General features: G+C 75.7%; 23 protein-coding genes and 1 pseudogene. 14 read left to right on the top strand and 10 right to left on the bottom strand.

Features of this window, described 5'->3' with window-relative positions; translation table 11 throughout:
- Positions 1-97 precede the first annotated feature (97 nt).
- Complete coding sequence (locus ACIRGB_RS05160; protein WP_403858769.1) at positions 98-1,477, bottom strand: hypothetical protein; 1,380 nt, start codon at positions 1,475-1,477, stop codon at positions 98-100.
- A gap of 113 nt (positions 1,478-1,590) precedes the next feature.
- On the opposite strand from ACIRGB_RS05160, the gene ACIRGB_RS05165 reads away from it, so the two are divergent.
- The gene (locus tag ACIRGB_RS05165) at positions 1,591-2,829 is read left to right on the top strand and encodes a molybdopterin-dependent oxidoreductase (RefSeq protein WP_403858771.1); all 1,239 of its coding nucleotides are present in this window, start codon (positions 1,591-1,593) and stop codon (positions 2,827-2,829) included.
- Positions 2,830-3,172: 343 nt separating this feature from the next.
- Here ACIRGB_RS05165 and ACIRGB_RS05170 read toward each other — a convergent pair whose 3' ends face one another.
- The 4 genes and pseudogenes from ACIRGB_RS05170 to ACIRGB_RS05185 form a co-directional block, all read right to left on the bottom strand.
- The gene (locus ACIRGB_RS05170) at positions 3,173-3,988 is read right to left on the bottom strand and encodes a class I SAM-dependent methyltransferase (RefSeq protein ID WP_403858773.1); all 816 of its coding nucleotides are present in this window, start codon (positions 3,986-3,988) and stop codon (positions 3,173-3,175) included.
- Positions 3,985-4,623 carry a DUF2064 domain-containing protein gene (locus ACIRGB_RS05175; RefSeq protein WP_403858775.1) on the bottom strand — a complete coding sequence of 213 codons (639 nt, stop codon included), beginning with the start codon at positions 4,621-4,623 and terminating at the stop codon, positions 3,985-3,987. The genes ACIRGB_RS05170 and ACIRGB_RS05175 overlap by 4 nt, the downstream gene beginning before the upstream one ends.
- Positions 4,620-4,739, bottom strand: a pseudogene (locus ACIRGB_RS05180) (glycosyltransferase); the annotation flags it as partial. The gene ACIRGB_RS05175 and the pseudogene ACIRGB_RS05180, both read right to left, overlap by 4 nt.
- A gap of 83 nt (positions 4,740-4,822) precedes the next feature.
- A complete protein-coding gene (locus ACIRGB_RS05185; protein ID WP_403858777.1) occupies positions 4,823-5,545 on the bottom strand; it encodes a glycosyltransferase family 2 protein in 723 nt (240 codons plus the stop codon).
- Positions 5,546-6,301: 756 nt separating this feature from the next.
- Between ACIRGB_RS05185 and ACIRGB_RS05190 the strand changes: the two genes are divergently transcribed.
- Together ACIRGB_RS05190 and ACIRGB_RS05195 are read left to right on the top strand one after the other, a co-directional pair.
- On the top strand, positions 6,302-6,994 hold the full coding sequence (locus ACIRGB_RS05190) for a response regulator transcription factor (RefSeq protein WP_403859308.1): 693 nt from the start codon (positions 6,302-6,304) through the stop codon (positions 6,992-6,994).
- A gap of 2 nt (positions 6,995-6,996) precedes the next feature.
- Positions 6,997-8,109: a sensor histidine kinase gene (locus ACIRGB_RS05195; RefSeq protein ID WP_403858779.1), complete on the top strand. Its 1,113-nt coding sequence runs from the start codon at positions 6,997-6,999 to the stop codon at positions 8,107-8,109.
- Between the two features lie 19 nt (positions 8,110-8,128).
- Here ACIRGB_RS05195 and ACIRGB_RS05200 read toward each other — a convergent pair whose 3' ends face one another.
- Positions 8,129-9,133, bottom strand: coding sequence for an NAD-dependent epimerase/dehydratase family protein (locus ACIRGB_RS05200; RefSeq protein ID WP_403858781.1), 1,005 nt, complete (start codon positions 9,131-9,133; stop codon positions 8,129-8,131).
- A 200-nt stretch (positions 9,134-9,333) separates the two neighbouring features.
- On the opposite strand from ACIRGB_RS05200, the gene ACIRGB_RS05205 reads away from it, so the two are divergent.
- The 5 genes from ACIRGB_RS05205 to ACIRGB_RS05225 are packed head-to-tail and all read left to right on the top strand — an operon-like array spanning position 9,334 to position 11,791.
- Complete coding sequence (locus ACIRGB_RS05205) at positions 9,334-9,726, top strand: sortase-dependent protein (protein WP_403858783.1); 393 nt, start codon at positions 9,334-9,336, stop codon at positions 9,724-9,726.
- Entirely contained in the window at positions 9,723-10,352 is a 630-nt protein-coding gene (locus ACIRGB_RS05210; RefSeq protein ID WP_403858785.1) for a class F sortase, read from the top strand. Before ACIRGB_RS05205 ends, ACIRGB_RS05210 begins: the two co-directional genes overlap by 4 nt.
- 47 nt (positions 10,353-10,399) lie before the next feature.
- A complete protein-coding gene (locus ACIRGB_RS05215) occupies positions 10,400-10,891 on the top strand; it encodes an RNA polymerase sigma factor (RefSeq protein WP_003975205.1) in 492 nt (163 codons plus the stop codon).
- Positions 10,875-11,441, top strand: coding sequence for a hypothetical protein (locus ACIRGB_RS05220; protein WP_403858787.1), 567 nt, complete (start codon positions 10,875-10,877; stop codon positions 11,439-11,441). The genes ACIRGB_RS05215 and ACIRGB_RS05220 overlap by 17 nt, the downstream gene beginning before the upstream one ends.
- Positions 11,438-11,791, top strand: coding sequence for a DUF952 domain-containing protein (locus ACIRGB_RS05225; RefSeq protein ID WP_403858789.1), 354 nt, complete (start codon positions 11,438-11,440; stop codon positions 11,789-11,791). Before ACIRGB_RS05220 ends, ACIRGB_RS05225 begins: the two co-directional genes overlap by 4 nt.
- Before the next feature lie 2 nt (positions 11,792-11,793).
- Here the strand turns inward: ACIRGB_RS05225 and ACIRGB_RS05230 are convergent, their stop codons facing one another.
- From ACIRGB_RS05230 to ACIRGB_RS05245, 4 genes are all read right to left on the bottom strand, one after another.
- Complete coding sequence (locus tag ACIRGB_RS05230; protein WP_403858791.1) at positions 11,794-12,120, bottom strand: SCO5918 family protein; 327 nt, start codon at positions 12,118-12,120, stop codon at positions 11,794-11,796.
- 124 nt (positions 12,121-12,244) lie between these two features.
- On the bottom strand, positions 12,245-13,837 hold the full coding sequence (locus ACIRGB_RS05235; RefSeq protein ID WP_403858793.1) for a DEAD/DEAH box helicase: 1,593 nt from the start codon (positions 13,835-13,837) through the stop codon (positions 12,245-12,247).
- 274 nt (positions 13,838-14,111) lie between these two features.
- The gene (locus tag ACIRGB_RS05240) at positions 14,112-14,315 is read right to left on the bottom strand and encodes a cold-shock protein (protein ID WP_003975209.1); all 204 of its coding nucleotides are present in this window, start codon (positions 14,313-14,315) and stop codon (positions 14,112-14,114) included.
- Between the two features lie 308 nt (positions 14,316-14,623).
- Positions 14,624-15,481 carry an oxidoreductase gene (locus ACIRGB_RS05245; protein ID WP_403858795.1) on the bottom strand — a complete coding sequence of 286 codons (858 nt, stop codon included), beginning with the start codon at positions 15,479-15,481 and terminating at the stop codon, positions 14,624-14,626.
- Between the two features lie 365 nt (positions 15,482-15,846).
- On the opposite strand from ACIRGB_RS05245, the gene ACIRGB_RS05250 reads away from it, so the two are divergent.
- The 6 genes from ACIRGB_RS05250 to ACIRGB_RS05275 all read left to right on the top strand — a co-directional run bounded on the left by ACIRGB_RS05250 (position 15,847) and on the right by ACIRGB_RS05275 (position 21,051).
- Positions 15,847-16,500 carry a DNA-binding response regulator gene (locus ACIRGB_RS05250; protein WP_403858797.1) on the top strand — a complete coding sequence of 218 codons (654 nt, stop codon included), beginning with the start codon at positions 15,847-15,849 and terminating at the stop codon, positions 16,498-16,500.
- A gap of 82 nt (positions 16,501-16,582) precedes the next feature.
- Positions 16,583-17,317, top strand: a complete 735-nt coding sequence (locus tag ACIRGB_RS05255) for a ferritin-like domain-containing protein (protein ID WP_403858799.1) — start codon at positions 16,583-16,585, stop codon at positions 17,315-17,317.
- A 72-nt stretch (positions 17,318-17,389) separates the two neighbouring features.
- Positions 17,390-18,010 carry a glyoxalase gene (locus ACIRGB_RS05260; RefSeq protein WP_403858801.1) on the top strand — a complete coding sequence of 207 codons (621 nt, stop codon included), beginning with the start codon at positions 17,390-17,392 and terminating at the stop codon, positions 18,008-18,010.
- A 78-nt stretch (positions 18,011-18,088) separates the two neighbouring features.
- Positions 18,089-19,378: a phosphatase PAP2 family protein gene (locus ACIRGB_RS05265; protein WP_403858803.1), complete on the top strand. Its 1,290-nt coding sequence runs from the start codon at positions 18,089-18,091 to the stop codon at positions 19,376-19,378.
- A 181-nt stretch (positions 19,379-19,559) separates the two neighbouring features.
- Positions 19,560-20,078, top strand: a complete 519-nt coding sequence (locus tag ACIRGB_RS05270) for a hypothetical protein (RefSeq protein ID WP_403858805.1) — start codon at positions 19,560-19,562, stop codon at positions 20,076-20,078.
- Between the two features lie 130 nt (positions 20,079-20,208).
- Positions 20,209-21,051, top strand: a complete 843-nt coding sequence (locus ACIRGB_RS05275) for a DUF4097 family beta strand repeat-containing protein (protein WP_403858807.1) — start codon at positions 20,209-20,211, stop codon at positions 21,049-21,051.
- The last annotated feature ends 41 nt before the right edge of the window (positions 21,052-21,092 follow it).

Here is a 21,092-nt window from a genome sequence, read left to right on the forward strand (position 1 = left end):
ACCTGCGCGACGTACGCACGGCGTACGTCCGACGTACGTATCGAGGGCCCGCACCGTACGGTGCGGGCCCTCGGCGTGTGGGCGCCCGCGCCCGGCGTCACCAGCCGGTGGCCAGCAGGTGGTTGAGGAGCAGCGCCAGGACCGCCTGCGCCGTCAGCCAGCCGCGCGGGCGGGTGAGGAAGGCGCAGGCCGGAAGGAGCCACAGGGCGAAGGGGAGCCAGATGCGTTCCGTCTCCGCCTTGCTCATGCCGGACAGGTCGGCCGCCAGCAGAGCGAGCAGCCCCGCGGCCACGAGCCACGCCAGCCGGACCTCCCCGGCCCGCCCGCCACCGGCGCGCCCACCCTCCGCCTCCGCGTCCCCGGTCCGCCCCCGGGCGGCCAGCACGCCCCCGGCCCGCCGCAGTCCCGCCGCCGTCGCCAGGCCCGTGATGAGCACCGTGCAGGCGAGATTGGCCCACACCCAGTAGCCGTACGGGCGGACCCCGCCCGCGCCCTCGTAGTAGCGGGTGACCAGCAGGTGGTACGCCTCCCACCAGTCGAACCCGGCCACCGTGAACGCCACCGGCACCACCGCCGCCCCCGCGAGCAGCGGCACGAGGAGCACCGGCCGCTCCCGCACCCCGCGCCGGCCGAGCAGCAGCACCGCCGCTGCGATCACCGCGCACAGCGTCAGGCCGTACGAGAGGTAGCAGGTCAGCCCGAACAGCAGTCCCGAGCCCGCCGCCCACCACGGTGAGCGCCCGGTGACCGCGAGGGCCAGCAGCGCCACCGCCCACGCGGCGACCGCCGCGAAGCAGCCGTCGGCGGACGTGCCCAGCCACACCGCGGCCGGTGCCAGCACCAGGAAGGGCGCCGCCCGCCGGGCGAGCCGCTCGCCCGCCAGCGCCCGCACCGCCACCAGCACCGCCACGCCCCCCGTCGCGCCCACGGTGATGGTGAACGCCCCCGCCCAGCCCCCGCCGCCGAGCCCGATCCGGTCGAGCAGCACATAGACGAGCGTGGCCGCCGGGGGATGACCGGCCACGTGCGCGGGCCAGTTGTCGGGGGAGTGCAGCAGGATGTGCCCGGTGAAGTCGCGCAGGGTCGCCGGGACGTCGTGCCAGCGGCCGACGACCGAGAGGTACTCCTGACGGGTGGCGAGCCGCCCGGCGACTCCCCGCTCCCAGCCGTCGACCAGCGCCAGCGACCAGATCCAGGCCAGCGCCGCCCCCCAGACCGAGGGCAGCAGCGCGCGCCACGGCAGCCGGGCGGCGACGGCCGGGCCGTACGCCGCGACCGCCGCCGCGACCACGAGCGCGGCCGGGGTGCCCGGTCCCAGGTGCGGGTCCCAGCGGCCCAGCAGCGGCGGCCAGCCGACGATCAGGTCGTCGTAGGTGTACACGTACCGGCCGACCAGGACGGCGGCCGTCACGAGCAGCACGGCGGCCGTCGCGGCGTACAGGTCGCGGGGGACGGAGCGCGGGCGGGTCGAGGTCACCCCGGCACCGTAGGCCGGGAGATCGCGCGGCGGGCGGTGCGCACGGCGGACGTCAGCGTTTCGTCATGGGTCGCGGACCGTCCGGAGGGCACCTCCCGGCCTACCGTCGGCACATGCGCGACCTCGCCCCACGGCTTCCCTCCTCCCCGGGTTTCTGGCGCAGCCCGCTGCGCGGGCCCTGGTTCACGTCGGTGCTCGGCCTCGTCCTGCTCGTCGGCATCACCGTGCTGTTCGTGACCGGGCTGCTGTCGTACGCCGCCTACAACCCCGATCTGTCGCCGGTCAACGACAAGACCCCGGACAAGGGGGTCCTCGGCTTCTACCTCTTCGCCTGGCCGACCGACCCGCCCTGGTTGTACCGCCTCACGCAGGGCGTCCACGTGACCCTCGGGCTGGTCCTGATCCCGGTGCTGCTGGCCAAGCTGTGGTCGGTGGTGCCGAGGCTGTTCACGCTGCCGCCGGTCCGCTCGCTCGCCCACGCCCTGGAGCGGATCTCGCTGCTGCTGCTGGTCGGGGGCGCGCTGTTCGAGTGCGTCACCGGGGTGCTCAACATCCAGCTGGACTACCTCTTCCCCGGCTCCTTCTACCCCCTGCACTTCTACGGCGCCTGGGTCTTCTTCGCCGCGTTCCTCGCCCACGCCGTGCTGAAGACGCCGGCCGCGCTGCGCAACCTCCGGGCGCTGCGCGAGGAGCGCGACGACCTGGTCTCGCCCCGGCCGGCCGCGCCCACCGTCTCGCGGCGCGGGGCCCTGTGGGTCGTCGGGGGCGGCTCGCTCCTGATGTTCGCCACCAGCGCGGGGCGCGGCTTCGACGGGCCGCTGCGGGCCACCGCCGTACTCGCCCCGCACGGCGGCCCCGAGCCGGGCAGCGGCCCGAACGGTTTCCAGATCAACAAGACCGCCGCCCACGTGGGCATCGACCCGGCCGAGACCCGTGCGGACACCTGGCGGCTCGTCGTCACGGGACGCGCGGGCACCGTCCGGCTGAGCCGGGCCGAACTGCTCGCCATGGAGCAGCACAGCGTGGCCCTGCCCATCGCCTGCGTCGAGGGCTGGTCGACGTCCGACCAGTGGTGGCGCGGGGTGCGGCTGCGGGACCTGGCCGCGCGCGTGGGCCACGAGGACGACCCGCCGGACGTGTTCGTCGAGTCCCTCCAGCGGCGCGGCGCCTTCCGCAGCGGGGCCCTGCGCGCCAACCAGGTGGCCGACCCGCGCTCCCTGCTCGCCCTGTACGTCAACGGCGCGGAGCTGAGCCCCGACCACGGCCACCCGGCCCGGATCATCGTGCCCGCCGCACCCGGCGTGCTGAACACCAAGTGGGTGGCCCGGATGACCTTCGGAGACCTGGGATGAAGCGCGTACGCGAGGTGCGCGGGCGGCTACGGCCCCGGCACCTCCGGATCGGCGGCCCCTTCCAGATCCTCCTGCTCGCCTGCTCCTTCGCCCTCGCGGGCTACGCGGGCGTGCGGCTGCTCGCCGACGACTGGCTCGGCGTGGCCCTCTGGTTCGTGGGGGCGGCGCTCCTGCACGACCTGGTGCTGCTGCCGCTGTACTCGGTGGCGGACCGGGCGCTCACCCGCGGGCTCGGCGCGGTGCGCCACCGGGAGTGGGCCTCGTACGTCCGGTTCCCGGCGGCCTGCTCCGGGCTGCTCCTGCTGGTGTGGTTCCCGCTGATCGGCGGCCGGGTCGACGCGAGCTACGCGGGGGTCACCGGGCTGTCGGCGGACGGCTTCCTCACCCGCTGGCTGCTGATCACGGCGGTGCTGTTCGGCGGCTCGGCGCTGCTGCTCGCCGGGCGGCTGCTGCGCAGCGCGACGAAGCGGCGCCCGCCCGACGTCCACTGACCGCCGGTCCGCCAGCCGGCCGCGCCCGCGCGGCGCAGCAGGGCGCGGGTGCCGAGGCGCGCCCAGGGGAACGGGCTGCCGGGGGCGTGGGCGTCGGTGTCGTCGACGAGCTGCACGTGGGCGCGTTCGTCGACGTCGGCCGGGGCGGTCTCGGCGATCAGCAGGCCGCCGGGTGCGAGCAGGGCGGCGACGCGGGCGAGCAGGGCCCGGGGATCGCCACCGATGCCGACGTTGCCGTCCATGAGGAGGACGGTGTCCCAGCGTCCCTCGCCGGGCAGCGGCTCGAACACGGAGCGCCGCAGGGACGGCCCGCCGAGCCGCACGGTGCGGGTGACGGCGGCCTCGCTGACGTCGATGCCGAGCACGGTCCGGCCCCGGGCGGCGAGTTCGGCCACCAGGCGGCCGGGTCCGCAGCCCACGTCGAGCACGGCGCCCTCGCAGCGGTCCAGCACCTCCAGGTCGACCGCGTCGGCCCGGGCGCACCAGCGCTCCACCTCCAGCGGCAGCAGCCAGCCGTCGGCGCGGCGCAGGAACAGCGGCCCGTGTCCCGACCGCAGGGCGGCGGCGTAGGGGTCGGAGGCGTCCCACGCGGGGCCGGAGGCCGCCGCACGGGCGGGGCCGGGGGACGGGCGGCCGGGGGCGAGGCGCGTGGCCCCCTTCCCCCTCACCGGCTCGCCCGCCGGTCCGCGGCCGGGGTGCAGGCCGCCAGCCGGGCGGCGAAGCGGCCGTCCGGGGCCAGGGCGGCGACGGCGCGGGCGTCGGCGGCGGTGTCGACGTCGCGCAGGGGCGGCAGCTCGCGCACCCGCAGTCCCGCCGCCAGGAGCCGCTCACGCTGCACGGCCCCCGTCACCGGCGTCGACATGGGCACGCCCCGCAGCAGGGCGGGCTCCGGCCGGGCCAGACCCAGGGCCCAGAAGCCGCCGTCCTCGGCCGGACCGAGGTACGCGTCGCAGTCGCGGAAGTCCACGTCGAGCAGGTCCGGCGTCACCTGAGGGGTGTCCATCCCGATCAGCAGGGCGGGCCCCGCGCACCCGGCGAACGCCTCCGCGAGGCGTGCGTCGAGACCGCCCGCGCCCTGCGGTACGACGTCGATGCCGGGCGGCAGCCAGGGGCCGGGGGCGCCGTCGAGCACCAGGACCCGGCGCCGCGCGGGCGCCGCGGCCACGGCGCTCAGCGTGTCGGCGAGGGCCGCCCCGGCCAGCGCGGCCGCCTCGCCGGGGGTGAAGGGCGGGGTGAGCCGGGTCTTGACCCGGCCGGGGCGCGGCTCTTTGGCGATGACGAGGAGGGTGGTCGTGGCGCTCACCGGACGCCGCTCCGCTCGCCGGTCCCCGTACGGCCGGCCGGCGGCTCGGCCAGCACGCGGCGCATGTCCCGCACCGCGTGCCAGGTACCGCGCCAGGTCCCGGTCACCTTCGAGGCGGGGGTGAGGGCCGGAGTGAGCCGGGTCTTGGCCCGGCCGGGGCGCGGTTCCTTGGCGATGACGAGGAGGGTGGTCGTGGCGCTCACCGGACGCCGCTCCGCTCGCCGGTCCCCGTACGGCCGGCCGGCGGCTCGGCCAGCACACGGCGCATGTCCCGCACCGCGTGCCAGGTACCGCGCCAGGTCCCGGTCACCTTCGAGGCGCCGGTGCGGGGCAGGTACGGGACGTCGTGCTCGGCGATCCGCCAGCCCGCGTCGGCGGCCCGCACCACCATTTGCAGCGGGTAGCCGCTGCGCCGGTCGGTGAGGCCGAGGCCGAGCAGCCGCTCGCGGCGGGCGGCGCGCAGCGGGCCGAGGTCGTGCAGCCGCAGGCCGGTGCGGCGGCGCAGCATCCGGGCCAGGGCGAGATTGCCCGCCCGGGCGTGCACGGGCCACGCGCCCCTGACCTGGGGTCGTCGGCGGCCGAGCACGAGGTCGGCGGTGCCGGCGCGGACCTCGTCCACGAAGGGGATCAGCAGGGACGGGTCGAGGGAGGCGTCGCAGTCGCAGAAGCAGACGACGTCGGCGGTCGCGGCTCTCAGTCCGGCGTGGCAGGCGGCGCCGAAACCGCGGCGCGGCTCGGTCACGACGGTGGCGCCGAGCGAGCGGGCGAGGTCGGCCGAGCCGTCGGTCGAGCCGTTGTCGACGACGAGCGCACGCCAGCCGGCCGGCACGCGGGCCAGGACCCAGGGGAGGGCCCCGGCCTCGTTCAGGCAGGGCAGTACGACGTCGACGTCCGAAGCGGGCGAGGTGGTCACGGCGTTCACCCTACGAACCGGAACCGGACGAATCGGGCTTCCAGTCCTTACGAAACACGGACGTCGGCGCCCCGGCCGCCCACGGCAGACACACCGACGAGAACACGGTGCGAGGCTGAACCCATGCACCAGCAGCCCCCCGAGCCCACCCCACCGGCCCCACCGGCCGCCGAACCCGCGACCGCCCTCGCGGCCGGGCCCGCGCCCGCCTCCGCGTCCGGGCCTGCGGCCGTTCCGGTGGCTGAACCCGCGCCAGGACCCGCCACCGCACCTCCGGCGGCCCCTGCGACCGATGCGGCGGCTGGGCGCACAGCCGGACCCGCGGCCGATCCCGCGGCTGGTGAACCCGTGGCCGAGGTGGGGGCCGCCTCCGCGGCTGGGCCCGTGGCCACTCCCGCCGCTCGACCAGTAGCCGCCCCTGCGGCCGTCGCGGCGGCTGGACGCACGGCCGGGCCCGCGGCCGATCCCGCGGCCGATCCCGCAGCTGGTGAACCTGTGGCCGAGGTCGGGGCCGCCTCCACGGCTGGGCCCGTGGCCACTCCCGCCGCTCGACCCGTAGCCGCCCCTGCGGCCGTCACGGCGGCTGGACGCACGGCCGGAGCCGCGGCCGATCCTGCAGCTGGTGAACCCGTGGCCGAGGTGGCAGCCGTCTCCGCGAGTGAGCCCGCAGCCGCCCTCGCAGCTGACCCCGCAGCCGCCCCCGCCGCTCGGCCCGCAGCCGCCCCTGCCGCCGCATCCGCCGCCGCGACCCCCGCCCCCGCCCGGATTCTCGTCGTGGATGACGATCCCACCGTCGCGGAGGTGGTGGCCGGTTATCTGGTGCGGGCCGGTTATCGCGTGGACCGGGCCGGTGAGGGGCCCGCCGCGCTCGAGCGGGCCGCCGTCAACCGGCCGGACCTGGTGGTGCTCGACCTGATGCTGCCCGGCATGGACGGGCTGGAGGTGTGCCGGCGGTTGCGCGGGCAGGGGCCGGTGCCGGTCATCATGCTGACCGCGCGGGGCGACGAGGACGACCGTGTCCTCGGCCTGGAGGTCGGCGCCGACGACTACGTGACCAAGCCGTTCAGCCCGCGCGAACTGGTGCTGCGCGTGGAGTCCGTCCTGCGCCGCACCCGCCCGTCCCCGTCCCCGGCCCCGGCACCCCGCCCGCCGTCCGCGGCCGGTCTCACCGCCGACCCGGCCGCCCGCAGGGCCACCAAGGACGGCGCCGAACTGGCGCTCACGCTCCGCGAGTTCGACCTGCTCGTCTTCTTCCTGCGCAACCCCGGGCGGGCGTTCGCCCGGGAGGAGCTGATGCGTGAGGTGTGGGGCTGGGACTTCGGCGACCTGTCCACCGTGACCGTCCACGTCCGGCGGCTGCGCGGCAAGGTCGAGGACGACCCGGCCCGGCCCCGGCTGATCCAGACGGTGTGGGGCGTGGGCTACCGCTTCGACCCCGCCGGCCGGGAGGCGGACTGACCGTGCACGCCACCCTCCTCATCGCCCTCTACGCCTTCGCGGGCGCCGCCGCCGCCGGCCTGCTGGGCGCGGCCGTGCTGCGGCTGATCCGGCGGCGCTCGCTGACCGCGTCCCTCGCGGTCGTCGCGGCGGTCGCCGTCCTCGCCATGCTCGCCGGCACGCTCGCCGTCGCCTGGGCGATGTTCCTGTCCCCGCACGACCTGTCCGTCGTCACCACCGTCGTGGCGATGGCGGCCGTTGTCTCCCTGGCCACGGCGCTGCTGCTGGGCCGCTGGGTGGTCGCCCGCAGCCGTGAACTGGCGGCGGCAGCCCGCTCGTTCGGCGACGAAGGGGACTACGCGGCCCCCACCACCCCGGCGACCGCCGAACTGGACGCGCTCAGCCGCGAACTGGCGGCCACCAGCGCCCGGCTCGCCCTCTCCAGGGAGCGGGAGCGGGCCCTGGAGACCTCCCGGCGCGAGCTGGTCGCCTGGATCTCGCACGACCTGCGCACCCCGCTGGCCGGACTGCGCGCCATGTCCGAGGCGCTGGAGGACGGAGTCGCCGCCGACCCCGACCGCTACCTGCGACAGATCCGCGCCGAGGTGGAACGCCTCAACGACATGGTCGGCGACCTCTTCGAACTCTCCCGCATCCATGCCGGCACCCTCGTCCTCACGCCGGCCCGGATCTCGCTCTACGACCTGGTCGGCGACGCCCTCGCGGGTGCGGACCCGCTCGCGCGCCGGCACGGCGTACGGCTGGTCGGCGACGCGGTGGCGGCCGTACCCGTCGAGGTGGACGGCAAGGAGATGAGCCGGGTCCTGGGCAACCTGCTGGTCAACGCGATCCGCCGCACCCCGGCCGACGGCACGGTCGCGGTCGCCGCCGAGCGGTCCGCCGACGGCGTGGTGGTCTCCGTGACCGACGGCTGCGGCGGCATCCCCGAGGAGGACCTGCCGCGGGTCTTCGACACCGGCTGGCGCGGCACCCACGCCCGTACGCCCCCGGCCGGGGCGGGTCTGGGCCTCGCCATCGTCCGCGGCATCGTCGAGGCCCACCGCGGCCGGGCCACGGTCCGCAACATCCCCGGCGGCTGCCGCTTCGAGGTGACCCTGCCCCTGGCGCAGGCCTGAGCGGCACCTCCCCGGCGGGTCACGCGCCCCGCAGGCCCGCCCGCGCGAACTCCCGTATGCCCTCGGCGAATCCCACCCGCGGGCGCCAGCCCAGCTCGGTCCGCAGCCGCGTGGAGTCGGCGGTGATGTGGCGGACGTCGCCGAGGCGGTACTCGCCGGTGACGACGGGCTCGGGTCCGCCGTGGGCGGCGGCCAGCGCGGCGGCCATCTCGCCCACCGTGTGCGGCTGACCGCTGCAGGTGTTGTAGGCGCGGAGGGCGCCCCGTGGCGGCCCGGCGGCCTCCAGCGCCGCCACGTTCGCCGCGGCCACGTCCCGCACGTGCACGAAGTCCCGGCGCTGGCGGCCGTCCTCGAAGACGCGCGGGGCCTCGCCGCGGGCCAGCGCGGACCGGAAGAAGGAGGCGACCCCGGCGTATGGGGTGTCGCGGGGCATCCGGGGGCCGTACACGTTGTGGTAGCGCAGCGACACCGCCGTCCCGCCGGTCGTCCGCGCCCAGGCGGCGGCCAGGTGCTCCTGGGCCAGCTTGGTCGTGGCGTACACGTTGCGCGGGTCGGCCGGGGCGTCCTCGCCGACCAGCCCCGGTGACAGCTCCGCCCCGCACTCCGGGCACGCGGGCTCGAACCGGCCCGCGTCCAGATCGGCGACGGCGCGCGGCCCCGGCCGCACCACCCCGTGCCGGGGGCACGCGTACCGCCCCTCCCCGTACACCACCATCGACCCGGCCAGCACCAGCCGCGGAACGCCCGCACCGGCCATCGCGGCGAGCAGCACGGCGGTGCCGAGGTCGTTGCGGGAGACGTACTCCGCCGCGTCGGCGACCCCGTTGCCGAGGCCGACCATCGCCGCCTGGTGGCACACGGCGTCCACCCCGGCCAGCGCCCGCCCGAGGGCCGCCGGATCGCGCACGTCGGCGCCGGGGTCCTCGCGGACGTCGTAGCCGACGGGCTCGTGCCCGTGCTCCCGCAGGGCCTCCACGACGTGGGACCCGATGAAACCGGCGCTGCCGGTGACCAGTACGCGCATGCCCGACACGCTAGGGCTGCCGGGGCGCCGGACCGGGCCCGCCGCCCGGCACGTCACGGGTCCGTAAGGAGCGGGGGCGGCCACGCACGGCGACGGCTTTGCCATTCCTTTACAACCCGCCCGGTCCCCGCCTCGTCTCTCCGTCCGACCCGCATCACCACCCCCCACGTGGTGCGCCGACGACGAGAGAGAGCGACCCGATGCGCCGAACCATCCTCACCGCCGTGGCCCTGGCCTGCACCGCCGTACTGGCGGGCACCGCGCCCGCGTTCGCCGACGACCCCACCCCGGCCCCCTCCGCACCCGCCGCGAGCGCCCCGAGCCCCGGCACCGGCCCCGGCGACGCGGCCCCCGCCCCCGCGCCGTCCGTCAGCGTCCCCGCCGAGGCGACCGAGGCACCGGCCCCCGCGCCCGCCGACGGCCAGGTCTCCGTCGTACCGGAGGGCGCGGCCGACACCGGAGTGGCGGCGCCCGCGGACCCGGCCGGGACGGACGCGTCCGTGGTCGGGGCGGGCGCCGGCGGGGTGCTGCTCGCGGGCGGCGCGGTGCTCCTCGTCGTCCGCCGCCGACGGGCGGCGGCGACCGGCGCATGATCCCGCGCCCCGGCCGCGCCCTCGCGACCGCCGCACTGGCCGCGCTGCTCGTGGGCTGCGGCGGCGGCCAGGGGGACGCCGACAGCGCCCCCGGCCGCCCGGCGCCCACGACGGCCACGGCGGCACCGCCCGCGCACGCCCCGGCGAGGTCGGCGCGGCCCCTGGCGCGTTCGGTGCCGGTGGGGCTGCGCATCCCCGCCCTCGGGGTCGACACCCCGGTGATGGGCCTCGGGCTGGCCGCGGACGGCACGGTGGAGGTCCCGCCCGTCACGGCCGACGACCGCGCCGGCTGGTACCGGCACTCGCCGACCCCGGGCCAGGTGGGCCCGTCGGTCCTCCTCGGCCACGTCACCGTGGGCCGGTACGGCGACGGGGTCTTCCGGCACCTGGCGCGGCTGCACCGCGGCGACCGGATCGAGGCCCGCCTGGAGAACGGCACCGCCGCCGCGTTCACGGTCACGGCCGTACGGACGGTGGCGAAGGCCGACTTCCCGACGCAGGACGTCTACGGGGACGTGGCCGGGCCGGAGTTGCGGCTCATCACCTGCGGCGGCCCGCGCGACGGCGAGGAGTACCGGGACAACGTCATCGTCTTCGCCGAACTGAGCACCACCAAGGGCGGCTAGGAAGGGCCCTGGTGCGCCACCGCACACCCTCACGACCATGGAGAGCGTTGAAACGGTCCCGTGACAGGGCGGCGTCCGAGCTGTTCGCCGCCCTGTATCCGCGCCTCGCCGGCTGGTGCCGCCGGCTCGTCGACGACGACGAGACGGCCCACGAGATCGCCTCGGAGGCGTTCACCCGGCTCTGGGCCCGCTGGACGTCCGTGGAGGAGCCCCGCGGCTTCCTCTACGTCACCGCCGCCAACCTGGTCCGCGACCACTGGCGCAAGCTGGAGCGCGAGCGCCGCGCGGTGCGCCGGGTCACCGCGGAGGTCGCCGTGCGCCCGCACCCCGAACAGGCCGACCCCTCGGTGCGGTTGCTCGTACAGTCCCTGCCGGAGCGACTGCGCGTGCCGATCCTGCTCCACTACTACGCCGACATGCCGATCCGGGAGGTGTCCGTGCTGACCGGACGCAAGGAGGGAACCGTCAAGGCCGACCTGCACGCGGCCCGCGAACTGCTCCGCGTCCATCTGAGGAGAAGCCTTGACCACACGCCTTGAGGACGAGATGGACGAGCCCGGGTTCGACCGCGACGGCGACGATCCCCTGCTGGTCGTGCTGCGCCCGGGCGCCGATTACCTGGGCCCGCCGCCGGGCCGCTACGAGGCGATCCGCCGGGCGGCGTCCCGGCGCCGCCTGCTGCGCGCCGCCGCCGGTGCCGCCGCGACCGCTGCCGCCGCCGCGCTGATCGCGCTGCCGCTGCACGGGGCGGTCCCGGCCCCGCCCGCACGCCAGACACCCCCCATGGCCCCGGCCCCGGCCGCCCCGACACCGGAGGCCTCGCCGAGCCCGGCCCCGCCGAGCGACTCCACACGGGCGCCCGGCACCGGCCCGGCCCGGCCGACCGAGCACCCCGCCCCGTCCGCCGCCGCACCGTCGCCCTCCGAGCCGGCGGTCTCCGGGCCGTCGGCCGAGCCCAGCGACCCGCCCGTCGGGCAGGCGCCGTCGCGCGCACCCGGCACCGCGGCCCCCACACCCTCGGCGCCCGACCCCGCGGAGCCGGACGGCCCGGCCGCCGCGGGCGGCCCGGCTGCTACAACAGGGCGATGATCTATCACGTGGTGCCGCTGGCCGAGTGGAACGCCGACCCGGGGCAGCCGTACGCGCCCGCCTCCCTCGCGGAGGACGGGTTCGTCCACTGCTCGCCCGACGAGGAGACCACGCTCGCCGTCGTCAACGCCTTCTACCGTGCCGCGCCCCGGCCGCTGGTGGCGCTCCTCGTGGACGAGGACCGGCTCACCGCGAGGTGCGCGTGGGAGGCCGCCGACCCCGCGCCGCCCCCGGGCGTCGCCGCGGGCACGCGCTTCCCGCACGTGTTCGGCCCCCTCGACCGCGCGGCCGTCCAGCGCGTGCTGGAGGTCCGCTGGGACGACGGGGGCCGGGCCACGGGACTGTCCTGACCTCAGTGCTCCTGGGGGACGCCGGTGCCGCCGAGCAGCGCGGACGCCGTCTCGACCGGCGTGGGGGCGGGCGCCGACGGCGCGGGCTCGGCGCCGGGGGCGGGGTGGCAGGTGAAGCCGAGGCGGGCCATGGCCCGGGTCACCTCGCCGCCGGAGAAGTCGCGTCGGTCCTGCCGGGTGATGACCTCGCCCACCTGCTTGACGGGGTAGCGGCGACGGCCGATCGTGACCGACTCACCGGTGACGGGTTCGGGCGTGATGCCCTTCATGGAGTCCAGCACCCCGCCCTTGGTGAGGTCGAACGGGTACCGGGCGATGACACAGCGCATGATGCCTCCACAAGCGGGATGGGGCGGGGGTGGGGTGGGTCCGGTCGGTCCCGGGGCGGGGCGTCCCAGGGACCTGCCGGGGTTTTCCGGTGGGGTCGGGGGCGTCGGGGATGGCCGAGCGGACTCAGGCCGCCGAGCCGGTCGAACCGGCCGACCCGCCCGTGGACTGGCGGCGCGGCCTGCGGCGCGGGGCCTCACCGGCGGGCCGCCCCTGGGCGGCGCGGCCCTGGCCGGTGCGCGGCTGCGCGGTGCCGGAGCGGGTGGCCTGGGCACCGGCGCCCTGTCCGCCGGCACGCCCCTGCGAGGAACGGCCGCGGCGGCCGCGGGACGCGGAACCCGAGCCGGCGGCGGTGCGCCGGGGGCGCTCCACGACCGGCGCGGCGATGACGACGGGGACACCGGAGGGGGTCTGCGCACCGGTGATGCGGGCCAGGTCCGCCTCGCCCGAACGGACCGGGGTGACCTGCGGGGTGATACCGGCCAGGGACATCAGCCGGGTCATCTCGCGCCGCTGGTCCGGCGTCACCAGGGTGACGACGCTGCCGGACTCGCCGGCCCGGGCGGTACGGCCGCCCCGGTGCAGGTAGTCCTTGTGGTCGCCGGGCGGGTCCACGTTGACCACCAGGTCGAGGTTGTCGACGTGGATGCCGCGGGCCGCGACGTTGGTCGCCACCAGCGCCGTGACCTGCCCGTCCTTGAACTGGGCGAGGGTCCGGGTGCGCTGCGGCTGGGACTTGCCGCCGTGCAGTCCGGCGGCGCGCACCCCGCTCTTCAGCAGCTGCTTCACCAGCCGGTCCACCCGGTGCTTGGTGTCCAGGAACATGATGACCCGGCCGTCGCGGGCCGCGATCTCGACGGTCGCGCGCTGCTTGTCCTCGTCGTGCACGTGCAGCACGTGGTGCTCCATCGTGGTGACGGCACCGGCCGAGGGGTCGACGGAGTGGACCACCGGGTCGGTCAGGTAGCGGCGGACCAGCCGGTCGACGTTGCGGTCCAGGGTGGCCGAGAACAGCATCCGCTGCCCGTCCGGCTGTACCTGGTCGAGCAGGGCGGTGACCTGAGGCATGAAGCCCATGTCGGTCATCTGGTCGGCCTCGTCCAGCACCGTGATGGTGACGTCGCCGAGGGCGCAGTCGCCGCGGTCGATGAGGTCCTTGAGCCGTCCGGGGGTCGCGACGACGACCTCCGCGCCGGAGCGCAGCGCCCCGGCCTGCCGGCCGATCGACATGCCGCCGACCACGGTGGCCGACCTGAGGCCGACGGCGCGGGCGTACGGGCTGAGCGCGTCGGTGACCTGCTGGGCCAGCTCACGGGTGGGGACGAGGACCAGGGCGAGCGGACGCCGCGGCTCGGCGCGCTTGCCGGCCGTACGGGCCAGCAGGGCCAGGCCGAAGGCGAGCGTCTTGCCCGAACCGGTGCGGCCGCGGCCGAGTACGTCCCGTCCGGCCAGGGAGTTCGGCAGGGTCGCCGCCTGGATCGGGAACGGGACGGCCACGCCCTGGTCGCCGAGGGCGGCCAGCATGCGGGCCGGCAGGTCGAGTTCGGCGAACGTCTCGACGGCGGGCAGCGCCGGGGTGACCGTCTCCGGCAGCGCGAACTCGCCGCCCTGGGGGGCGGCGGCCGGACGGCGGCCGGAGTTCTGCGGGCGGCCGGCCGACCGGGAGCGACGGGGGCCTTCGCCGGAGCGGCGGCGGTCGTTGGTGCGTGTGCGGTTCATGGGGAACCTTCCTTGATACGGCACGTATCAAGGGAGACCCGCAGCGGTAGAGCGGCGCAGGGAATCGCAAGAACGAGCCGACCCGGCCGAAATCGGCGTGGTGCGCCGAGCGGACCGGGAGAATTGGTGAATTGCGGGGAACGCGGGTGAATCGAATGCGCGGGGAGAAATCGGTGACCCCCGCGGCGGGGTCGGGCGCCGGGCGCCCGGAAACGCGGCGAGCTGGGGTCCGCACCCCAAGGTGCGGGCCCCAGCTGCGGAGTATGCGTGAGCGTCAGGCCGGGGTGATGTTCTCGGCCGTCGGGCCCTTCTGGCCCTGCGCGATGTCGAAGGTCACCTTCTGACCCTCGAGCAGCTCGCGGAAGCCCTGCGCGTTGATGTTCGAGTAGTGGGCGAAGACGTCGGGGCCGCCGCCGTCCTGCTCGATGAAGCCGAAGCCCTTTTCGGCGTTGAACCACTTCACGGTGCCGGAAGCCATGTTTTCTCCTTCGGTACGGTGCTCGGAGTTCACCCTGTGTGCACTCCGGTCGCCGTGATGATCACCCCGTCGGAAAAAACCTTCAGGCAACCAACCACAACTGCAACTTCCGTCGACACTAGCACGCCGTGATCGGCCGGGCGGCGGCGAAAATCTGGCCCCGATCGGCCGCTTAGGGAATATTCCCGGGCCCGCGCAGGATTTTCTCCCGCCGTCACGGCAGATATCGCCCCACACCTGTCACGGACACCCCCGCGCCTGCCACGGACACCCCCGTACCGAGACAAAGGACACGTCCGCACGGGCGGTCAGTTGAGGTCGGCGAGGTCCTCGGCGGTGAGGGTGATCGAACCGGCGGCCGTGTTCTCCTCCAGGTGGGCCGGGGAGCCGGTGCCGGGGATGGCCAGGGTGACGGGCGAGGAGGCGAGCAGCCGGGCCAGGGCGATCTGCGGGACCGTGGCGCCGTGCCGCTCCGCGACCTTGGCGATACGATCCCCGCCGATGTCGCTCAGGCCGCCGCCCAGCGGGAAGTACGGCACGTAGGCGATGCCGGCCTCCTCGCAGCGGGCCAGTACCTCCGAGTCGTCGCGACCGTCGGTGTGGAAATGGTTCTGGACGGCCGCCACGGGGGCGATCGCCCGCGCCTCGGCGAGGTGCCCGGCGTCCACGTGGCTGAGGCCCAGGTGCCGGATCAGGCCCTCCTCGCGCAGTGCGGCCAGCGCCTCGAAGCGGGCGGCGACGGACTCGCCGTGCGGCGGCGGTTCTATGCCGCCGATGCGCAGGTAGACCAGGTCGAGGCGGTCGACGCCCAGGGTGTCCAGGTTCTCCTCGACCAGTGCCCGCAGCGCGCCCGGATCGGTGGTCGCCTCCAGACCGCCGTCCGGGGTGCGCAGCGGCCCGACCTTGGTGGCGATCACCAGGTCGTCCGGGTAGGGGTGCAGGGCCTCGCGGATCAGGTCGTTGGCGCGGACGGAGCCGTCACCGCTGGTGTAGAAGGCGGCGGTGTCGATGTGGTTGACGCCGAGTTCCACGGCACGGCGCAGCACGGCACGGCCGGTCTCCCGGTCGCGGGCCGGGCCGTGGAAGCTGTGGGTGGGCAGGCGCATGGCTCCGAAGCCGAGCCGCCCGATCGGAAGATCGCCGCCGAGGCGGAAGTCGTTGCTCATGTGCCCACCCTGCGCGGCACCGCCCCCACCCGACGAGCCCGTGGCAGCTTGCTGCCAACACACCCCGCAGCACCGCCCCCGGCCGACCGCCCGCCGGGACCCTCCGAGCCCTGGCGCCGACGGGCCGCGAGACCTGCCGGGCTGTGGGAGATGCCCGTCGGGACGGCCCGAGGACCGGAGCGCTGGAGGGCCGGTGGCCGCCTCTGGCACCGGGGCAGCGTGATGGCGCCGGGCCCCGTGTCGTCGGGGCGTGGGCCCTGCTGGGCCGCACGAGTCACCGGGCTCCGGGATGCCCGTCGGGTGCCCCCGGCACCGGGGGAGGCGATCCCGAGGGGCGGCGAGGGCGTACGCGTCACAATGGCCGTATGGCAGAGAGCATGACGGTGCACGGTGATCTGGAGCTGTTGGCCCGTGCCGGGCACCTCTTCTCCTCGGTCCGGGAGGAGTTCGTCTGTGCCGCCCGCGACCTCGACACCTGGCCCCGCCCCGCCGCCCGGCAGGTCGCCCGGACACGGGTGCGGGACAGCGGTGCCTCGCACGTCCGCAAGCTGCTCAGCCCGGCCGCGCTGGCCGGCGAGGGCGGGAGGGCGCACTTGGCCGAGCTGACCGCCCGGGGGGCCCGGGTGCGGATCGCCGCCAGTGGCCTCCCGCACGAGACGATCATCATCGACCGGCGCTGGGCGATCCTTGCCGGACCGGACGCCCCCGGGGGCCGCGCGTACACCGTGACCGCCGCGCCCACCCTGGTCGGCGGCGTGCACGCCCTGTTCGAAGCCGCCTGGGAGGCGGCCACCGACCTCGCGTCCTTCCTCCGGGGCGAACAGCCGCAGCTCGACGCCGGGAGCCGGACGGTGCTGCGCGCGCTCGGCTCGGGCGCCACGGACGAGGCCGCCGCGCGGGAACTGGGCATGTCGCTGCGCACCTACCGGCGCCGGGTCGCCGAACTGCTCGACGCCCTCGACGCCGGCTCGCGGTTCCAGGCGGGGGTGCGCGCGGGTGAACTGGGCCTGAGCGGCTGAGCGGGTGGCGGAACGGTTCGGCGTTCGGCTGCGTCGTCGTCTTCCGGGGTACGGCGGCCGTGCCCCGGGGAGGGGCGGCGCGGTGGGCGGTACGGACGGGTTCGCCACGTGGACACGGCGGTTCGAGGACGAGCGCGGGCGCAGGGCGGCGCGGGGCGACCCGGACTGGGCGCGGGGCGCCGTGCTGCACCGGGCGGTGTGGGCCGGCATCCAGCGCTTCCAGGTCGGCGAGGACGGTGACGGCGCGAACCTCGTCGCCAAGGCGGACGAGGCGGGCGACGCCGACTACGCGCGGGCGGTGCGGCTCTTCGTCGCCGAGGAGCAGAACCACGCCCGGCTTCTGGCCCGGCTGCTGGCCGCGGGCGGCAGGCCGACGCTGAGCGGCCACTGGAGCGACACCGCCTTCGTACGGCTGCGGCGGCTGCTGGGCCTGCGCACCGAACTGCTGGTGCTGATGATCGCCGAGGTCGTGGCGCTGCGCTACTACCGCGCCCTGCGGGACGGCACCGACGACGCGCTGACCGCGGAGGTGGCGGGCCGGATCCTGGCCGACGAGCGGCGCCACGTCCCCTTCCACTGCGCGCGGCTGCACGACTCGCTGGCCGAACTCCCCGCCGTGACGCGCCGCCCCGTGCTGGCCGTGTGGCGACTGCTCCTCCTCGCGGCCACCCTGGTCGTCGTCGCCGACCACGGCGCGGGGCTGCGCCGGCTCGGCGTCGGACGGCGCCGTTTCGCGGCCGACGTCGTGGCCTCGTCCGCCGAGGTGGTCCGCGCCGTACTGACCGGGCGGCCGGACGCGTGGACCGGCGGCGCCTGAGATCCGGCACCGGCGGCGGACGGTCAGTTTTCGAGAAGCACCGCGGACCCGCCCGCCCCTACCGTCGAGGACATGAACTCCATCGACTCCGTCACCCTCGAGGTGGCCGACACCGAGGCCGCCCGCCGCTTCTACTCCGACGCCTTCGGACTCGACGGATCGCGGGTGCGGGTCCGCGCCGGTGACGCCCCGACGAGCGGGTTCCGCGGCTTCACGCTGTCGCTCGTGGTGGCCCAGCCCGGCAACGTCGACGCGCTGTTCTCCGCCGCCCTCGACGCCGGCGCCACCGTCCTCAAGCCCGCCGCGAAGTCGCTGTGGGGCTACGGCGGGGTCGTCCAGGCACCGGACGGCACGGTCTGGCAGATCGCGACGTCGGCGAAGAAGGACACCGCCCCGGTCACCCGGGACGTGGACGAGATCGTGCTCCTGCTGGGCGTCGAGGACGTCAGGGCCACCAAGCGGTTCTACGTCGAGCAGGGCCTCACCGTGGGCAAGAGCTTCGGCGGGAAGTACGTCGAGTTCGCCACCGGCCCCGGTACCGTCAAGCTCTCCCTCTACAAGCGCCGGGCCCTCGCCAAGGTCGCGGGCGTGTCCGCCGAGGGCACCGGTTCGCACCGGCTCGTGGTCTGTGGCGGCACCCGCCCGTTCGACGACCCGGACGGCTTCACCTGGCAGCCGGAGCCCAGCCACTGATGGGCTAGTTTCCTGTGCATGTCATCACGGGAAACTCCGCGAATACCCGGGGGCGGGACGCGGGCAGGACTCTGGGCCGTGGCGGGTGCGGCGACCCTCGCGTTCCTCATAGCCCTGGAGATCGCCGCGCGCCGCTACGGCCTGCCGGGGCCGATGACCAACCAGGCCAAGGAGCTGGTGTTCGCCCCCGCGTCGGGGCCCCTGCTCTACGCCGGTCTGGCGCTGACGATGGTGGTCCTGACCTGGCGCCAGCGGTTCGTCGCGGCGGCCGTCGCGGTCGGCGTCGACCTCACCGTCGCGCTGGTGCGGTGGGCGGCGGACGCCACCGCGTCCGGCAGCCACTCCTTCGGCAACGGCGCGCTGTGGGTGGTCCTGGGGTGCGGAGTCGTCGCCGTGACGCGGCGCACCGGAGCCGAACGGGTCCTCCTGCTGAAGGGCGTCGGGCTCGGCCTCCTGCTGGTGGCCGGGCGCAAGACGGGCGACGCCTGGCTGCTGATCACCTCCAAGACCCGCCCCGACGTCCTCGACCCGTACGTGGCGACCGCCGACCACGCGCTGGGGAACCCGTCGTGGCTGATGGGGCGGGCCGTGCAGGCGACCGGAGCGGTCGGTGAGCACGTACTGGACTGGGTCTACGTCCAGCTCGCGGTGGCCGCGGTCGTGGTCGCGCTGTACCAGCTGCGCCATGTGGCGGCCGAGCGCCGGTTCCCGCGCCACCACCTGGTCCGCACCTTCTTGCTGATCGGTCTGCTCGGGCCGGGCATCTACATGATCTTCCCGGTGGTCGGTCCGGTCTTCGCCTACGGCACCGGGGCCTTCGGCACCGGCGGCGCGGAGTGGGCGATCGCCGACCTGTGGCCGCACACGCTCCCGCCGATCGGCACGCCCCAGCCGTTCACGTACGACGGGGTCACCCCCCGCAACTGCATGCCCAGCCTGCACACGGCCTGGGCCACCGTGATCTTCATCCACTCCCGGAAGGGCCCGCGTGTCCTGCGCTGGGCGGGAACGTTCTGGCTGGTCGCCACGCTCACCGCGACGCTGGGATTCGGCTACCACTACGCCATCGACCTCGTCGCCGGAGTGGTGTTCGCGGTCACGGTCGAGGCGGGGCTGCGTGCCCTGGACCGCGGCTGGGACCGGTCGGCGAGCGTGCTGGTGGCCCACGGGGTGCTGGTGTTCACCGCGATCCTGGTGTCGACGCGCTACCTGTCGCTGGAGATGGCCCGGCACCCGTGGGTCTTCGGACCGCTCCTGCTGCTGGGGATGGCCTCGGTGATCCACGGCTACGTACGGACCGCGAAGGGCTGGGAACCGGTGCCCGTGCCGCCGCCGGCGCGTCCGGAACCGCAACTCGAAGCGGCCTGAGGAGCCGGGTCCCGCAGGAGCCGATCGACCCCGACGCCTCGGTGGTGCCACGCATGGCGCCACCGAGGCGTTGGTCATTTCTGAGGCGTTTCCGCAGGTCGGAGAGTTGCTCCTCACGGATTGGCGCGTGTGGTGTCATTGCGGCTTGCGCGTGACGCCATCGTGGTGCCATGATGGCGTCATGGACCTCACCCCGTACGTCGACACCCTGCGCCGCGAACTCGCGGTGGCCGCCGAAGCCGGTGGCCAGGAAGCCCGCGAGCTGGCCGAGCGGCTCATCGCTCCGCTGGACTCGGCGACCCGGCTGACCATGCTCAACGTGCTCTCCGCCGCGATGGACGAGATCACCCGCGAACTGGCCCCCGGTTCGGTCGACGTACGGCTGCGCGGGCTGGAGCCCGACTTCGTGGTGACGCTGCCGCCCACCGAGGGCGGCGGCGCCGCAGAGCGGTCCGCGCCCGTCGAGACGCTCAAGGCGCCGGCGCCCGCCGACGGCGACGAGGGCGGCACCGCCCGGGTCAACCTGCGGCTGCCGGCCCACCTCAAGACGCGCGCCGAGGAGGCCGCGAGCCGTGAGGGGCTGTCGGTCAACGCCTGGCTGGTGCGGGCCGTGTCGGCCGCAGTCGACGGCGGCGGCACCCCGCCCGCCCCGGAGCGGTCGCGCAGCGTCGGCCAGAGCTTCACGGGCTGGGTGCGCTAGCCCCTCGCCCACCCGCACCCGCACCCGCACCCGGCCCGCACCCGGGCCCCGGAGAACCCAGCACAGCACAGCGCTCACATCACGTCCCACCAGCGGGGACACCCCACGGACTCACGAGGACGGTACAGCCATGCCTTCTTTCGACACTCCCGGACCGATCGCCGTGACCGCCCACGTGGGCGCCGGTTCCATCCGGTTCAGCGCGGGCGAGCGGCTCGACACGGTCGTCGAGGTGCGCCCCGGCGACCCCGAGCGGGACAAGGACGTACGGGCCGCCGAGCAGACCGAGGTCTCCTACGCGAGCGGCGTCCTGACGATCAGCACGAAGGAGCGCCGCTTCATCGGCCCCACCGGCACCGTCGACGTGACGGTGGAACTGCCCGCCGGGTCGCGGGTCGACATGGGCGGCTCCTGGACCCAGGTCCTCGGCGAGGGCCGGCTCGGCGAGGTGCGGGTGAAGACCCCGGGCGGTGACGTCCGCCTGGACACGACCGGGCCGCTCCAGCTCAACGCCTCCCACGGCTCGGTCACCGTGGACCGGGTCGAGGGCCCGGCCGAGATCACCACCAGCTCCGGCAGCGTGCGCGTCGGCGTCATCGACGGCACCGCCGTCCTGAAGAACTCGCACGGCTCCACCACCGTGGGCGTCGCACTCGGCGACCTGCGGGTGAAGAACGCCAACGGCGACATCAACGTCACCCGCGCCGAGGCCTCGCTCACCGCCACCACCGCCCACGGCACCCTGCGGGTGGACGAGGTGGTCCGCGGCGAGATCCGGCTGGAGACCTCCTACGGCGCCATCCAGATCGGCGTCCGCGAGGGCACGGCCGCCTGGCTCGACGCCCAGTCCAGCGGCGGGCAGGTGCGCAACACCCTCACCGCGTCCGGCAGCCCCGCGGCGACCGAGGAGACCGTCAAGGTCCACGCCCGCACCCGGTACGGCAACATCGACGTCCGCCGCGCCAAGGGCTGAGCGCCCGCCCGTCCCGCCGCCCGCCCGGCACCCCTCTGTCG

The organism is Streptomyces sp. NPDC102490, assembly GCF_044765285.1.
In the GTDB taxonomy this organism is placed as follows: Bacteria; Actinomycetota; Actinomycetes; order Streptomycetales; family Streptomycetaceae; genus Streptomyces.

Bases quoted from the DNA above. Each gene is read 5' to 3' on its own strand.
- ACIRGB_RS05165 (WP_403858771.1), top strand. From the start codon at position 1,591: ATGCGCGACCTCGCCCCACGGCTTCCCTCCTCCCCGGGTTTCTGGCGC.
- ACIRGB_RS05200 (WP_403858781.1), bottom strand. From the start codon at position 9,133: ATGCGCGTACTGGTCACCGGCAGCGCCGGTTTCATCGGGTCCCACGTC.
- ACIRGB_RS05205 (WP_403858783.1), top strand. From the start codon at position 9,334: ATGCGCCGAACCATCCTCACCGCCGTGGCCCTGGCCTGCACCGCCGTA.
- ACIRGB_RS05210 (WP_403858785.1), top strand. From the start codon at position 9,723: ATGATCCCGCGCCCCGGCCGCGCCCTCGCGACCGCCGCACTGGCCGCG.
- ACIRGB_RS05225 (WP_403858789.1), top strand. From the start codon at position 11,438: ATGATCTATCACGTGGTGCCGCTGGCCGAGTGGAACGCCGACCCGGGG.
- ACIRGB_RS05230 (WP_403858791.1), bottom strand. From the start codon at position 12,120: ATGCGCTGTGTCATCGCCCGGTACCCGTTCGACCTCACCAAGGGCGGG.
- ACIRGB_RS05235 (WP_403858793.1), bottom strand. From the start codon at position 13,837: ATGAACCGCACACGCACCAACGACCGCCGCCGCTCCGGCGAAGGCCCC.
- ACIRGB_RS05240 (WP_003975209.1), bottom strand. From the start codon at position 14,315: ATGGCTTCCGGCACCGTGAAGTGGTTCAACGCCGAAAAGGGCTTCGGC.
- ACIRGB_RS05245 (WP_403858795.1), bottom strand. From the start codon at position 15,481: ATGAGCAACGACTTCCGCCTCGGCGGCGATCTTCCGATCGGGCGGCTC.
- ACIRGB_RS05250 (WP_403858797.1), top strand. From the start codon at position 15,847: ATGGCAGAGAGCATGACGGTGCACGGTGATCTGGAGCTGTTGGCCCGT.
- ACIRGB_RS05260 (WP_403858801.1), top strand. From the start codon at position 17,390: ATGAACTCCATCGACTCCGTCACCCTCGAGGTGGCCGACACCGAGGCC.
- ACIRGB_RS05270 (WP_403858805.1), top strand. From the start codon at position 19,560: ATGGACCTCACCCCGTACGTCGACACCCTGCGCCGCGAACTCGCGGTG.
- ACIRGB_RS05275 (WP_403858807.1), top strand. From the start codon at position 20,209: ATGCCTTCTTTCGACACTCCCGGACCGATCGCCGTGACCGCCCACGTG.